The sequence below is a fragment of the Roseibium sp. RP-7 genome (genome assembly GCF_053005225.1).
The window spans coordinates 110,700-123,328 of the sequence record NZ_JBRKQA010000002.1; the positions used below are offsets into that span (position 1 = coordinate 110,700).

16 protein-coding genes and 1 riboswitch are annotated in these 12,629 nt (G+C 58.0%); of the genes, 5 read left to right on the forward strand and 11 right to left on the reverse strand.

The genetic code is table 11. From position 1 onward, the window contains the following. Positions 1–16 precede the first annotated feature (16 nt). From ACVDG9_RS15135 to ACVDG9_RS15160, 6 genes are all read right to left on the reverse strand, one after another. Positions 17–607: a hypothetical protein gene (locus tag ACVDG9_RS15135; RefSeq protein WP_023000998.1), complete on the reverse strand. Its 591-nt coding sequence runs from the start codon at positions 605–607 to the stop codon at positions 17–19. A gap of 153 nt (positions 608–760) precedes the next feature. Further along, complete coding sequence (locus tag ACVDG9_RS15140) at positions 761–1,822, reverse strand: FecCD family ABC transporter permease (RefSeq protein ID WP_229004167.1); 1,062 nt, start codon at positions 1,820–1,822, stop codon at positions 761–763. 53 nt (positions 1,823–1,875) lie between these two features. After that, complete coding sequence (locus ACVDG9_RS15145; RefSeq protein ID WP_447238365.1) at positions 1,876–2,811, reverse strand: ABC transporter substrate-binding protein; 936 nt, start codon at positions 2,809–2,811, stop codon at positions 1,876–1,878. Positions 2,812–2,828: 17 nt separating this feature from the next. Next, complete coding sequence (locus tag ACVDG9_RS15150; protein WP_055654925.1) at positions 2,829–3,602, reverse strand: ABC transporter ATP-binding protein; 774 nt, start codon at positions 3,600–3,602, stop codon at positions 2,829–2,831. Next, positions 3,599–4,003 carry a DUF1636 family protein gene (locus ACVDG9_RS15155; RefSeq protein ID WP_031269287.1) on the reverse strand — a complete coding sequence of 135 codons (405 nt, stop codon included), beginning with the start codon at positions 4,001–4,003 and terminating at the stop codon, positions 3,599–3,601. The genes ACVDG9_RS15150 and ACVDG9_RS15155 overlap by 4 nt, the downstream gene beginning before the upstream one ends. Continuing rightward, on the reverse strand, positions 3,993–4,271 hold the full coding sequence (locus ACVDG9_RS15160; RefSeq protein WP_447238366.1) for a hypothetical protein: 279 nt from the start codon (positions 4,269–4,271) through the stop codon (positions 3,993–3,995). The genes ACVDG9_RS15155 and ACVDG9_RS15160 overlap by 11 nt, the downstream gene beginning before the upstream one ends. 108 nt (positions 4,272–4,379) lie before the next feature. After that, a riboswitch (cobalamin riboswitch) is annotated at positions 4,380–4,592 on the reverse strand. 143 nt (positions 4,593–4,735) lie between these two features. On the opposite strand from ACVDG9_RS15160, the gene ACVDG9_RS15165 reads away from it, so the two are divergent. Continuing rightward, positions 4,736–6,820, forward strand: coding sequence for a S9 family peptidase (locus ACVDG9_RS15165; RefSeq protein WP_168684064.1), 2,085 nt, complete (start codon positions 4,736–4,738; stop codon positions 6,818–6,820). A gap of 204 nt (positions 6,821–7,024) precedes the next feature. Beyond that, a complete protein-coding gene (locus ACVDG9_RS15170) occupies positions 7,025–7,423 on the forward strand; it encodes a hypothetical protein (RefSeq protein WP_023000992.1) in 399 nt (132 codons plus the stop codon). A gap of 4 nt (positions 7,424–7,427) precedes the next feature. Here the strand turns inward: ACVDG9_RS15170 and ACVDG9_RS15175 are convergent, their stop codons facing one another. Further along, a complete protein-coding gene (locus ACVDG9_RS15175; RefSeq protein WP_297834958.1) occupies positions 7,428–8,354 on the reverse strand; it encodes a LysR family transcriptional regulator in 927 nt (308 codons plus the stop codon). A gap of 99 nt (positions 8,355–8,453) precedes the next feature. Here ACVDG9_RS15175 and ACVDG9_RS15180 point away from each other — a divergent pair, with 99 nt between their 5' ends. The 3 genes from ACVDG9_RS15180 to ACVDG9_RS15190 are packed head-to-tail and all read left to right on the forward strand — an operon-like array spanning position 8,454 to position 9,379. Continuing rightward, positions 8,454–8,762 (forward strand): putative quinol monooxygenase, encoded by a 309-nt coding sequence (locus tag ACVDG9_RS15180; RefSeq protein ID WP_023000990.1) that lies wholly within the window; start codon positions 8,454–8,456, stop codon positions 8,760–8,762. 6 nt (positions 8,763–8,768) lie between these two features. Further along, a complete protein-coding gene (locus tag ACVDG9_RS15185; RefSeq protein ID WP_023000989.1) occupies positions 8,769–8,987 on the forward strand; it encodes a DUF2798 domain-containing protein in 219 nt (72 codons plus the stop codon). 17 nt (positions 8,988–9,004) lie between these two features. Next, positions 9,005–9,379, forward strand: a complete 375-nt coding sequence (locus tag ACVDG9_RS15190; protein WP_447238367.1) for a RidA family protein — start codon at positions 9,005–9,007, stop codon at positions 9,377–9,379. Positions 9,380–9,574: 195 nt separating this feature from the next. Here ACVDG9_RS15190 and ACVDG9_RS15195 read toward each other — a convergent pair whose 3' ends face one another. The 4 genes from ACVDG9_RS15195 to ACVDG9_RS15210 form a co-directional block, all read right to left on the reverse strand. Then, complete coding sequence (locus ACVDG9_RS15195; RefSeq protein ID WP_447238368.1) at positions 9,575–10,066, reverse strand: GNAT family N-acetyltransferase; 492 nt, start codon at positions 10,064–10,066, stop codon at positions 9,575–9,577. A 28-nt stretch (positions 10,067–10,094) separates the two neighbouring features. Beyond that, a complete protein-coding gene (locus ACVDG9_RS15200; RefSeq protein ID WP_077292604.1) occupies positions 10,095–11,027 on the reverse strand; it encodes a cytochrome c in 933 nt (310 codons plus the stop codon). Between the two features lie 143 nt (positions 11,028–11,170). Continuing rightward, positions 11,171–11,632 carry a c-type cytochrome gene (locus ACVDG9_RS15205; RefSeq protein ID WP_370199026.1) on the reverse strand — a complete coding sequence of 154 codons (462 nt, stop codon included), beginning with the start codon at positions 11,630–11,632 and terminating at the stop codon, positions 11,171–11,173. Positions 11,633–11,832: 200 nt separating this feature from the next. Beyond that, entirely contained in the window at positions 11,833–12,435 is a 603-nt protein-coding gene (locus ACVDG9_RS15210; protein ID WP_023000984.1) for a superoxide dismutase, read from the reverse strand. Positions 12,436–12,629 lie beyond the last annotated feature (194 nt).

A 12,629-nucleotide genomic window follows, 5' to 3' on the forward strand; every position in this document is an offset into this window, starting at 1 on the left:
GGCCAGAGGACGCCAGTTACTTCAGAACGCTGAAGTTGCTGGTGATCAACCAGATCTGCGACAGCAGGACAACGCTGACGAGACCGATGTGATAAGCGGACTTGCGGATCCTCGTCGCGGCCAGCACCAGCACGATCATCACGATCTGACGCACCAGATACGCGGTTCCAAGATCGTTGAAGTAATCGATCCCCTTCAGCCGCGAGTCCACGATGTCGAGCACGAACATCAGGGCAAGCAAGCCGTAGATCCAGGTCTGCCTGGCGTGAAAATAATCCTTGTAGCTGGCGTATTCGCCCATCTTGTCCGGATAAAGCACGGCGGTAATAAAAAAGTAGAGTGCGGCAAAGGCGATGACGAACAGATAGCTTTCGAACGTCCAGACCTGAATGCGGCCAAGTGCGAATTCGAACCACCAGAAGTGAACGACGGACAAAAGCATGAACAACGACCACCCAAGGTGCACGCTGTAGATCTCTTCGCGTTGGGGATGCTGAACATACCGCGCGAGGCCATTGAGCAGCCGCGCAACACCCAGCCCGATCACCATGCCGATGATGATCCGGATGTGTGTGAATTCCGCAAGATTGGTGGGAAGTTTGTCCATGTGGGTCCGTTTTGGTCTCGATAAGGCAACACTATACGAATGCTGCCTGATGGAAACCGTCGAGATCTACCACAACGAACCTTGAGCCTCGCTCTGACCAGCGACCGTTCAACCAGGCCCGGTTGAACGGCCGGCAGCGGACCATGCGAGGTTCTAGTGTGCCTGACCCGTGCGGGAGCGCAGGAGGAGCACGAAGAAAATGCCGCCAATCAGCCCGGTGACAATGCCGATTGGCATATCCTCGGGGGACAGGAGCGTTCGTGCGATGATATCCGCCCAGATCAGGAAGATTGCGCCAAGCATCATTGATGCCGGCAGAACCCGGCTATAATTGCCCCCTACCAGAAAGCGGGCAATATGCGGCACCATCAGCCCGACAAAGCCGATGATGCCTGAAAAGGCGACCATCACACCGGTGATCAGAGCTCCCAGCACAAACACCGTGAGACGGAACCGGGCAACCGGAATGCCGAGCGTCGACGCTGTTTCATCGCCGATGGTCATCGCATTGAGATCGGCAGACCGCAGCAGAAAATACGGCGCCACCAGCAGCAGAATGCCAAGCGGAAACGGCAGTTGAGCCCACTGGGCAAGACCGAGACCGCCCAGCATCCAGAAGACAACCGTATGCGTTGCCCTCGGATCACCAAGGAAAATCAGGATATTGGCGATCGCCATGATGATGAAGGACACGGCTACACCGGCCAGCACCAGCCGGTCGGCACTGGTTGCAGATGCAAACCGCGTCACCCCGAGCACCAGAAAAGTTGCCGCCAATGCTCCGGCGAATGCCATCAGCGGAACGGTCATCAGCCCCAGGAAAAGACCAGTATGCAACAGCGCAAGAATGGCGCCAGCCGCTGCACCGGACGAAATGCCGAGCAGATGCGGATCGGCCAGTGGATTGCGCGTGACGGACTGCAGAGCGGCGCCGACAACGGCCAGACCAGCGCCGACAAACCCGGCCAGCAGCGCCCGCGGAAACCGGATCTCCCAGACGATAGCCTCCCGGCCCTTGGACCAGTCAATCGCGAACAGATCCGGCATCACACCGTTGGCCAGGATCTTGAAGACAGTACCACCCGGGATCGCCACCGCACCCGCACCGATGGCGGCTACAATGGAAATAGCCAGCACCAGCACGCCGGCCAGAAGCAATACCCCATTCCCCCGCAACCGGCGTAGGCCAGCGCTTTTGTCCGTGAGCACGCTCATGCGGGCCCGTCGTTTCTGCCTGCAACGGCAGTTCGAAGCATTTTCTGCAAGGCTCACTCTCCCCAAAACGCTTCGGTGAGCTTTCCGATGGCCTTGAGGTTCCGCGGCCCCGGGGTTGCCTCGACATAGTCCAGCACGACAAACCGGTCGTTCTTGACGGCTGCAATATTGGCCAGAGCGGGATTGTGTTTCATGAAGTCGCGTTTCTGGTCAGCCGTCACTTCGCCGTAGTTGACGATCACGACCATGTCCGGGTCTTTTTCCACCACGGTTTCCCAGTCGACGGTCGCCCAGCTCTTTTCAAAATCGTCCATCACGTTGACGCCGCCGGCTGCCTCGATAAGCGCTGTCGGCATGGCATATCGTCCGGCGGTGAAGGGCTTGTCCTCGCCGCTGTCATAGACAAAGACCCGCAACGGCTCTTCACCAGCAGGCACCGTTGCCGCGATCCGGTCCAGCTCCAGTTTGTAGGCCGCAACAAGATCGTGGGCGGTGTCTTCAACACCGAAGATCTTTCCGAGGTTGAGGAGGTCGTTATAGAGATCCTGCAGGGACGCCTTCGGCTTGTCTCCGATATGAATGCAGGATTCGGTCAGCTCGTAGACCTTGATGCCGAACGGCTCCAGCGTTTCAGGCGTCACTTCACCGCCCACCTTCATGCCGTAGTTCCAGCCGGCGAAGAAGAAATCGGCGTCGGCCCCAATCAGCACTTCCTTGCTCGGATATTTCGACGCGAGTTCGGGAAGTTCGGCAACTCCCTCACGCATCTCCGCGTCCAGCGTCTTCCAGCCTGAAATGCCGGTATAACCAACCATGCGGTCGCGCAGGCCAAGTACCAGCATCATCTCGGTCAGGTTGACGTCATTCGAAACGGCTGCTTTTGGCGGCGAGTCGAAGGTCACCGTACGGTTGCAGCTTTCCACGCTCGTCTGCGCTAATGCCGGAACAGACAGAAAGGTGAGCGCGAGGCTCAGGGCAATCTTTTTCATTTTAAGTCTCCAGAAATTCAAAGATGGAAGGTCAGGTAGCGCTCGCGGCTGGCAGACAGTTGCTCCAGACGGACCTGTACCGAATAGGCTTGCTCAATGTTGCCGGGGGTCAGCACCGTCTCCGGCATTCCCTGGGCAACCAGTCGGCCCTCATGCAACAGCAAGACCTTGTCGCAGACACGGCTTGCCAGGTTGAGGTCGTGCAGGCTGGTGACAATGGTAATGTCCAGATCGGCAATCAGCTCGACGATCTCGAGCTGATGACGGATATCCAGATGGTTCGTCGGCTCATCCAGCACCAGAAGCCTTGGTTCTTGCGCCAGCGCCCGGGCCACCATCACCCGTTGCCTTTCCCCCCCGGACAATGTGCCGAAGGCTCTTTTTGCATAGGACAGCAGATCCATTTTCCCGAGACAGTCATCGACGATCTCGGCGTCCCGCTTGCCTGCGCCGGCAATACCGGTTGCATGGGGACGCCGGCCGAGTGTGACGATCTCGCGCACGGTCAAGGCAAAATCGGTCGGCTGCTCCTGAAGCACGGCGGCGATCGTTTTGGCGGCCTCCCTGGCACTGATGTGCCAGAGATCCGTGCCATCCAGAAGGATTTCGCCCGTTTTCGGTTTCAGGAAACGATAGAGCAGCCGCAACAGGGTGGATTTGCCGGCACCATTGGCGCCGGCAATTCCAAGTACCTCACCGGCAGGCAGATCGAAGCTGAGCGGATGCAGAATGGTTTTGCCCTGCCCCGTCTTCCAGCTGACCTCCCGGACAAACAGATCGACCCCCGTCATGAGAACGCCGTCCCGTCTGCTTCCGAGACGATCATCGCTGCCGGAAGCCGGCCTTGCGATGCGCTCCAGCGCTTGCCGTGGCTTTCCTCGGTTACCTCGCATCCATTTTCAATCTGGCGATACCGATTGGCGTAGTCGACCAGGTCGTCGATGTCCGTATCGTCCTCAATGTCCCCAAAGAGGTAGATCGCCTTGTCGGTGGCCTTGAATGCCAGCGTGCAAGGTCTCGAACAGCTCTCCATGTCGGCTGTTCCACTGATTTCGAATTCGTCTCCAACGACAGGCACTGCCTGTGCCATTGCGCTCTTCAGCTTGCAGATCAGCCCATATCCGGGATGGCAAGTCTGCCCATTGTGACGACAGGTCGTGCAGACAAATATCTTGTGCGGATCATTGCTCATGACGCGCCTCCACGGCTTCTGCCAGTGAACCGACAGCAGGCTGCGGAAAAGCAAAGGCATTGCTTTCCTCGTTGCACTGGGCACGGCCGGATCGGGAAGGTTTGGCACAATCATCATGTAATGTTATTACATTACCAATGTTCTTGCTGACAACAGATTTTTGCAACCCATCCGGAACCATCGCGCGCACTGCGCGCGCCGCCAGTGGATCAGCCTCGGTCAGGAGGTTGGCAAGTCTTGAGAATTCAGCAGAAAATTTCCGGTTCATATCGCCCTCCGCGATTTCGCGGGGCAGTCAGGAACCGAATGTGCAACTTTGCCGGCAGGTGCCGATTGGCCATGTCACTCACTCCTCCGGGGCACCCCGCCCGGGTTAAGGTTTGAAGGTGAAATGGCAGGTCTCCTGACTTGCGGGTCATTGCTTGCCTGATCCTTCCCGGGGTCTCCCCAGTGGCGCTTTCAGGTTTGCTCACCGCTCACAGTTGCGGGGGCAGTCACGGATTTGCAGCCTTTCGGGCTCGTCGCACCGTGTTCCCTTTTAATCCCGGTCCGGAGTTCGGAGTCGGGAACCATCTCTTCCTAAGTGCGCGAACGCCTGAAAAATGTCAAAGACTTTTGCGAGGCGCCGCTCTTGTCTGAAAGCACGACAGGATTGCCTGGAAGCGGAAACACCCAGCCGCCTCGGCAGTATTGACCCTTGCCTTCAAGGCTCAAAAATCTTACCTCCGATCCATGAAACAGGATGCCCTTCCCCCGCGCGCCGCAGCGCGCCCCCTCACCCTTGAGACCCACGGCATTACCCGCCAGGACGACTTCGCCTGGCTGAGGGCGGACAACTGGCAGGAGGTCATGAAAGACCCGTCCGTGCTGGATGCCGACATCCGCAGCTATCTGGAAGCGGAAAATGCCTATCACGAAGCGCAGATGGCACCGACGAAGGCTCTGCAGGAGAAGCTTTTTGCGGAGATGCGCGGCCGCATCAAGGAAGACGACAGCTCGGTTCCTGCGCCCGACGGACCCTTCGCTTACGGCCTCAAGTATGAAACCGGCGGCCAGCAACCGGTTTTCTTTCGCACCCCGCGTGACGGCGGCGCGGAAACGGTACTTCTCCATGGCGACAAGGAAGCCGAAGGAACGGCATATTTCCGGATCGGCGGCGTCAGCCAGTCGACGGATCACAAGCTCATCGCCTGGGCCTATGACGACAAGGGCTCGGAATATTATTCACTGAAGCTGCGCGACGCCCAGTCTGCCAAGGATTTCGACTACGCCATCGAGGATACGGGCGGCGGCGGCGTCTTCTCGGAAGACAGCCGCTATGTGTTCTACGTTCGCCTCGACGCCAACCACCGGCCATCGAAACTCTTCCGTCACGAAGTCGGTTCCGACCCGGCGAGCGACGTTCTCGTCTACGAGGAAAAGGATGCCGGCTTCTTCATGGGAGTCGGCAAGACCCAGTCCGGCGACACGATCGTCATCGACATTCATGATCACGAGACGTCCGAAGTCTGGATGATCCCGGCAACGGACCCGACCGCCGAACCGGTGCTTGTCGCAGAGCGCGAGACCGGTATCGAGTATTCCATCGACGATCACGGCGACACACTCTACATCCTGACCAACGCAGGCGGCGCCGAGGACTTCAAGATCGTCACTGCGCCGAAAGGCAATCCCGGCCGCGAAAACTGGTCCGATCTTGTGCCTCACAAGGCAGGATGCCTGATCCTGTCGCATTGCGTCTACAAGTCCTTCATGACGCGGCTGGAGCGCGAAGACGGCTTGCCGCGCATCGTGATCCGGCGGCTTGCAGACAACATCGAGCACTCCATCGCCTTCGACGAGGAAGCCTATTCGCTCGGCCTTGGCGGCGGATACGAGTTCGACACAAGCACGATCCGCTTCACCTATTCCTCGATGACAACGCCATCGCAGACCTTCGACTACAATGTCGAGACCCGCGAGCGTGTTCTGCGCAAGGAACAGGAAGTGCCTTCCGGCCATGATGCGGACGACTATGTCACCCGCCGGTTGATGGCTCCCGCAGCCGACGGCGAGACCGTGCCGGTGTCTGTGCTCTACCGCAAGGACACCAGGCTCGACGGCTCCGCACCTCTGCTGCTTTATGGCTATGGCTCCTACGGCATCACCATACCCGCAAGCTTCAACACCAACTGCCTGTCGCTGGTCGACCGGGGGTTCGTCTACGCCATCGCCCATATTCGCGGCGGCAAGGACAAGGGCTTCCACTGGTACAAGGATGGGCGGCGCGAGAACAAGAAGAATACCTTCAGCGACTTCATTGCCGCAGCAGACCATCTAGTTGCGGAAAACTTCACCTCGCACGACCGTATCGTCGCTCAGGGCGGCTCGGCCGGCGGCATGCTGATGGGGGCGATTGCCAACCTGGCACCGGAAAAATTCGGCGGCATCATTGCCGAAGTTCCGTTTGTCGACGTTCTGTCGACCATGCTGGACGACACGCTGCCGCTCACGCCGCCGGAATGGCCGGAATGGGGCAACCCCATTACGGACAAGGCAGCCTACGATTACATCGCGTCCTACTCGCCCTATGACAACGTCGAGGCAAAGGCCTATCCGGCCATCCTGGCAGTTGGCGGATTGACCGATCCGCGCGTAACCTACTGGGAGCCGGCCAAATGGGTTGCCAAGCTGCGGGCAACCGGCACAGGTGACAAGCTGCTGATGCTGAAAACCAACATGGAAGCCGGTCATGGCGGCGCTTCCGGCCGTTTCGACCGGCTGAAGGAAGTCGCCGAAACCCAGGCCTTTGCCCTTTTGGTGACCGACAAGGCCTGACACCTCGTCAGGCCCGAGGATTTTCCGGGCGTGCGGAGCAGTTCGCACGCCCGGGAACCTAAATTCCTTTCACACGCCCTTGCGGGTACCACCCGAGCGAACGTGACTTGATTTTGACCAAGTCTTCGGCTCATGTGAGAGTTGTTGCAAATCAATCAATTGAACGGTCCTGGACCGTACCGATGCTGTTCACTGGAGCCCGTGATGACCTGCTACCGCACACTTCCGCACCGCCTTGCTGATGGGCTGAAAAAGGGGTTGCGCCTGGTTCCGGTCATGGCCGCCACGCTGAGCCTTGCCGCATGCCAGTCCTACGACACGACCGGCGGCAACGTGGTGGAAACGCTGCTGTTCTCCCCCACCTTCACCAAGAACCGGCAGGACATCCCCAGCACCTACAACACAGCTTATGACTGCCGCACCTTTACCGGCAGCGGCTGGAAAGGCATTGCCGGTGGCAAGGTCTTCAATTTCAGCCAGAAATACATCATCTCCCAGGCCGGTTGCTTCAAGACTCAAGGCGAATGCAACGCATGGCTTGCGGTCATGTCCAGCTACATAGATCAGCCGCGCTACATCCGCTGCAATCCCTACACTGCGTAGGACATCAAGCAGATCTTGCAGGATCACGCTGGACGACAGTCCCCTGAAACACGGGAAGCGCTGCCATGAACGGTTCCATGTAATCAAGCAGGCAGCGCGCCCGGGCGTTGAGCAGCCGCCCGGTGGGCCATACCGCAAAGATATCCCGTTGCTGCCCTTGCCAGTCTGCGAGCACAGGTGTGAGGCGGCCTGAAATCAGGTCATCGGAAATCTCGCTCACAGGCAACAGAGCGAGCCCGTGACCGTCGCCGGCCAGCTGCCGGGCAAGGCTGATGTCATCGACAACGACACGTGCATCGACAGGCACGGTTTCGCGGCAGCCCGTTTCCCGATTTGTCAGTTGCCATTGCGGAAGCGTGGACACCCGCACCACCTTGTGCCGGCCGATCTGGTCCGGTCTTTCCGGGGCACCCGCCTGTTCAATATAAGCAGGCGCCGCAACGAGAACCGTTGCCACCACCCCGAGACGCTTCTGGTAAAGCCGCTCATCGGTTTGGGGTCCGGCTCGGAGGGCAATATCGACCCTGTGTTCCAGCAGATCCTTGTTCTCGTTGCTGAGCGTCAGCGTCAGCTGGATCTCCGGAAAGGTCTTGAGAAAATCCGACCACATGGGCTGCAGGATGCCGATGGAAATATTGGTGGGCGCCGCCACCTTCAACGCTCCCCGAAGACCGTGCAGATCAGTGCTTAACCCGTCCAATGTCGTCTCAGCGTTTTGAACCAGGTCGGCAAAGGCCTCGAAATACGCCTCACCCGCCACCGTCAGATCGAACTTCCGCGCGGAGCGAAAGACCAGCTGCGTGCCGATGGTTTCCTCCAGCTTCGCCAGGCGCCGGGTCACCGTTGCCGCAGGCAATCCGAGATGCGCAGCAGCCTTTGCCAGGCTTCGATTACGCGCGATGTGAACAAACAAGGCGATGTCGTCGAGCATGATTTCATTTTCAAAATTTAAACTCTCATTATTCGATATAGATTGAGATTAGAGAAATCAATAAATCTGTCTTCGTCCTTAAACGCAACGGAGACACTCATGGGCAATTACTTCATCAGCGCTGGTATCGAACTGCAACAAGGTGCGGAGCGGACCAGGGCAGAGACGGAACTGCGCCGACTTGTGGCTGAAACCCAACACGAACCCGGCTGCAATTTCTTTGAAATCCGGCAGAACCTGCAGGATCCCGACAAGTTCACCCTGTGGGAAAGCTGGACTGACAAGGACGCCCTGGCCGCCCATTTCGAAATGCCGCACACCAAGGCCTATCTCGCGCAGAACCTGACACAGGTCAGCTACATTGAAGAACTGGGCGAAATCGGCACCAGCGAAGCGATCAAAAGGTAGTCAGTCATGAAGAACCGATTGATCGCGACGTTGCTGATGTCACTGGGTCTGTCGCTCTTGATGTCGTGCTGGGTCACATTCCTGAACCTCGGCTGGAGCGACAGGTTCTTCTGGCAATGGATGAATGCCTTTCGTCTGGCCTGGCCCGCAGCTGCCGTCATCGCCTTCTTTCTCGGCCCGCCCGTGCAAAAGGCAACGCTGTTCCTTTCAGCCCGCCTGCCGTAATCAGAAAAGGAAAAATAATGCCTCTTGCCCGACAGAATTTCGAGGAACTGGGCCTGCCGGCAGGCCCCTATACCCACGCCGTTCGGCATGGACAGACGGTCTATACATCCGGTTTCACAGCTTTCGGCACACCTGCACAGGCCGATTCGGCCGGCCCGCAAATCAGGGCGGTGTTCGCTCAGTTGAACACGATCGCCGCCCACTATGGAAGATCACTGAAAGATCTGGTGAAAGTAACCGTGTTCGTCACCGACATGACCGACTTGCCGGAAATCCGGTCAGCCCTTGCAGAACTCTATGAAAATGAGGTTCCTGCTAGCTCGCTGGTCTGTGTTGCCGCTCTGTTTCACCCACAGCTGAGGGTCGAAGTTGAAGCGATCATTGCAACCTGATCGATGAACGACTTGCAACCGGATCGAGAAATACGTATTATCCCTTAGTTGAATAGCAATGGACCGGCTCTACAACTTTCTGGAGATACGCGTTCCAATTTCTCGAATAACTGTGCACGGGCAAAACGACCCAATAATAAAAAGCGAAACTTGACCACCTGCTCGCAGGTGGTTTTGTTTGAAAGCGTCAGTTGTTTACTCGTTCAGTTGTTTTTTGAAAAAAACCGTCTCCAGGATCGGCGTATCGTAATAGGCGCCAACTTGCTCAAACCCCGCGGCCTTATAGAGCTTGATGGCACCCGTCATGCTTGGCAGCGTGTCCAGAAGCATCTCCCGGTAGCCGGCGGCAACCGCCGCTGCGATTACAGCCTCCACCAGCGCACCACCCACACCCTTGCCGCGTCCGTCCGGCAGGACGTAAAGCCGCTTCATTTCACACGCACCGTCTTTTCCGAACGCCCGCAGGCCAACACAACCGAGAACCGAGCCTTCCTCATCCTTTGCCAGGAAAAGCGCCCCGGACGGCGGCGCGTATTTCCCCGGCAGACCTGCAAGCTCTTCTTCAAAGCCCTGGTAGGAAAGGTCGATGCCGAGCCAGTCGACATAGGCACGAAACAGGTGCCGGATCGGCGCCAGGTCGTTTTCGTTTGAAACGGGTACGATCGAAATTTGCTGCGATTGAATCATGGAATGACAAAAGGTCCGCGTGATGTCGTCAGTTGGCTGTCGGCGCAACGGGCGGGATGGCTTTCAGGTAGGCGGCGATCGCTTCACGATCACTGGCAGGAAGCTTGGCCATGTTTTCCTGAACATGCACCATTTCACCACCGACGGAATCGTATTCAGGCGTGAAGCCGCTTTCCAGATAATAGGCAATATCGCTTGCACTCCAACTGCCGAAACCACCGTCTACCGGCGTAATGTCCGGAATACGGCCTTCACCTGTGGGAGCCGGTGCGCCACCGAGCCATTTTGCCAGATCCAGTCCCCCTGCAAGATTTCGAGCCGTGTGGCATTCACCGCAATGACCGGGCCCTTCCACCAGATACCGTCCGCGGTCCCAAAGCGCAGCGTCGACCTCGTTCCCGCTTGAAGGGGCGGCTATGACGGGTGACGGATCCAGGAACAGCCGTTTCCAAAGCCCCAACCCCCGACGGATATTGAACGGGAAACCGAGCTCATGAGGTGGCGTTTTACCGTTGACGGACGGCAGCGTTTTCATGAAGGCAAATAGATTGCCGATGTCTTCGCCAGACATGCGGGCATAGGAAGTATAAGGGAACGCCGGGTAATAGTTTTGCCCGTCCGGTGATGTGCCATGCGTCATGGCATTGGCGAAATCAGCAAGCGACCAGGCTCCGATACCGTCTGCCGTGCTGGACGAAATGTTCGGGGCAACAAACACCCCGAACGGCGTCTCCAGGCGAAGGCCTCCGCCAAGCTTCAGCTTGTCGTCTCCCGCAGCATCCTTGGCCGCATGGCAGGACGTGCAGCCGCCGGCCCAGAATACAAGTTCCCCTTGCGACGCATCCCCTTCCGCAATGGCGGCAAGCTGGGCTTCGCTCAGCTTCGTCGGCGCGGACAGGAACCAACCCGCACCTGCCGCAACAACGGCAAGAACGACGAGGACGATGACAGCCTTTTTCATGAGGTCTCCCTGGGTCTTCCTGGCACCGAAACGCCAAAACAGCGGCTCTTCAACCCGGACAGGGTGAAAAGCCGCTGATCTGTCTCACAGTCTGGAGCCTGCCTGTTGCAGTCTGTGTGCGGTAGACCCCGGAGTGCCGCCGGTCAGTTTTTCTTACGGTAAGTTTCGTGGCACGATTTGCAAGAGCCGAACACGGGGCCCATCGCAGCCTTGAAAGCTTCGACATCCGCAGGACCGTCCTTGCCGGATGCTTCGAAGGCTTTTGAAGTCGCGTCCGCAAACTTGGCCAGCTCAGCGGAAAATCCGTCCGGATTTTCCCAAATGGCGGCAGCGGCACCGGTTTCACCCTGATCGGAACCTGCAGGGAAATAGTCTCCGAATGTCAGGGCTGCTGCATTCATCGTTGCGATGGCAGCCTTACCGGCAGCAGGAGAATAGGCGATCTCCCCTTTCATCAGGCCTCCACCGAGCCCGGCCGCCGCGCCGACCGACGACATGATGGCCTGCCGGGTCGCAATCGGATCGTCAGACGCCTGAGCAATGGAACCGGCAAGGCCAATCCCGGCCGCAAGACCCAATACAACAGCCGATTTGATCATTCGCATCGTTCTCTCCCTCTCGTGGAAATTGCCTTCGGCAATGATTCACCAGTGCGAGTACAGCCCATGTACCGCTCGGTCTGAAAATCACGGTCGCGTGATGTGCGCCATGTTCGGTGAACACAGCGTCAACGCTGACGAAACAGCCAAACAAAAAACCCCGGCCTGTTCAGGCCGGGGTTTCGCAAAACGGGATGTATCCCGAATTACTTCGTTGCAGCTTCGTACATTTCCAGCACGTAGTCCCAGTTGACCATGCTGTCGATGAAAGCTTCGAGGTACTTCGGGCGCGCATTGCGATAGTCGATGTAATAGGAGTGTTCCCAGACATCGCAGCCGAGAATCGGCGCTGCGCCGTGTACCAGCGGATTTTCACCGTTCGGGGTCTTCATGATTTCCAGCTTGCCGTCCTTGACTGCGAGCCAGGCCCAGCCGGAGCCGAACTGGCCAACACCTGCGGCGATGAAGTCGGCGCGGAACTTGTCGAAACCACCAAGATCACTGTCGATAGCGGAAGCCAGCGCACCCGGAAGCGAGCTGCCGCCACCGTCTTTCTTCATCCACTTCCAGAAGTGAATGTGGTTGTAGTGCTGACCGGCGTTGTTGAACAGCGGAGCGTTCTTGCCGAAGCTTTCCTTCACGATTTCTTCCAGGGATTTGCCTTCCAGGCCGCTGCCGGCGAGCAGCTCGTTGCCTTTGGTGACATAGGCCTGGTGGTGCTTGTCGTGGTGAAACTCGAGAGTTTCAGCAGACATGTAAGGGGCCAGCGCGTCATATGCATACGGCAGGTCAGGCAATTCGAAAGACATGACAAACTCCTTAAAAGGTCGGTGACCGGCGGCGACATTCCTGCCTCAAGAATGAATGCAGGAACGGCCGCGTCGAGCGGCAAAATAGGATTGCTGGGCCGTCACGGCAAGCGCCGATCCCCAAAATAAAGAAATTTTTTCTTTTTATTTTAGGACGTACGATCTGCCATTGACACTTCCCACGAGGGGAACGC

Coding starts and splice junctions, on each gene's coding strand:
- ACVDG9_RS15200 (WP_077292604.1), bottom strand. CDS start 11,027: ATGAAAAAGGCTGTCATCGTCCTCGTCGTTCTTGCCGTTGTTGCGGCA.
- ACVDG9_RS15150 (WP_055654925.1), bottom strand. CDS start 3,602: ATGACGGGGGTCGATCTGTTTGTCCGGGAGGTCAGCTGGAAGACGGGG.
- ACVDG9_RS15160 (WP_447238366.1), bottom strand. CDS start 4,271: ATGAACCGGAAATTTTCTGCTGAATTCTCAAGACTTGCCAACCTCCTG.
- ACVDG9_RS15190 (WP_447238367.1), top strand. CDS start 9,005: ATGCCTCTTGCCCGACAGAATTTCGAGGAACTGGGCCTGCCGGCAGGC.
- ACVDG9_RS15145 (WP_447238365.1), bottom strand. CDS start 2,811: ATGAAAAAGATTGCCCTGAGCCTCGCGCTCACCTTTCTGTCTGTTCCG.
- ACVDG9_RS15185 (WP_023000989.1), top strand. CDS start 8,769: ATGAAGAACCGATTGATCGCGACGTTGCTGATGTCACTGGGTCTGTCG.
- ACVDG9_RS15210 (WP_023000984.1), bottom strand. CDS start 12,435: ATGTCTTTCGAATTGCCTGACCTGCCGTATGCATATGACGCGCTGGCC.
- ACVDG9_RS15205 (WP_370199026.1), bottom strand. CDS start 11,632: ATGCGAATGATCAAATCGGCTGTTGTATTGGGTCTTGCGGCCGGGATT.
- ACVDG9_RS15195 (WP_447238368.1), bottom strand. CDS start 10,066: ATGATTCAATCGCAGCAAATTTCGATCGTACCCGTTTCAAACGAAAAC.
- ACVDG9_RS15135 (WP_023000998.1), bottom strand. CDS start 607: ATGGACAAACTTCCCACCAATCTTGCGGAATTCACACACATCCGGATC.
- ACVDG9_RS15140 (WP_229004167.1), bottom strand. CDS start 1,822: ATGAGCGTGCTCACGGACAAAAGCGCTGGCCTACGCCGGTTGCGGGGG.
- ACVDG9_RS15165 (WP_168684064.1), top strand. CDS start 4,736: ATGAAACAGGATGCCCTTCCCCCGCGCGCCGCAGCGCGCCCCCTCACC.
- ACVDG9_RS15180 (WP_023000990.1), top strand. CDS start 8,454: ATGGGCAATTACTTCATCAGCGCTGGTATCGAACTGCAACAAGGTGCG.
- ACVDG9_RS15155 (WP_031269287.1), bottom strand. CDS start 4,003: ATGAGCAATGATCCGCACAAGATATTTGTCTGCACGACCTGTCGTCAC.
- ACVDG9_RS15175 (WP_297834958.1), bottom strand. CDS start 8,354: ATGCTCGACGACATCGCCTTGTTTGTTCACATCGCGCGTAATCGAAGC.
- ACVDG9_RS15170 (WP_023000992.1), top strand. CDS start 7,025: ATGACCTGCTACCGCACACTTCCGCACCGCCTTGCTGATGGGCTGAAA.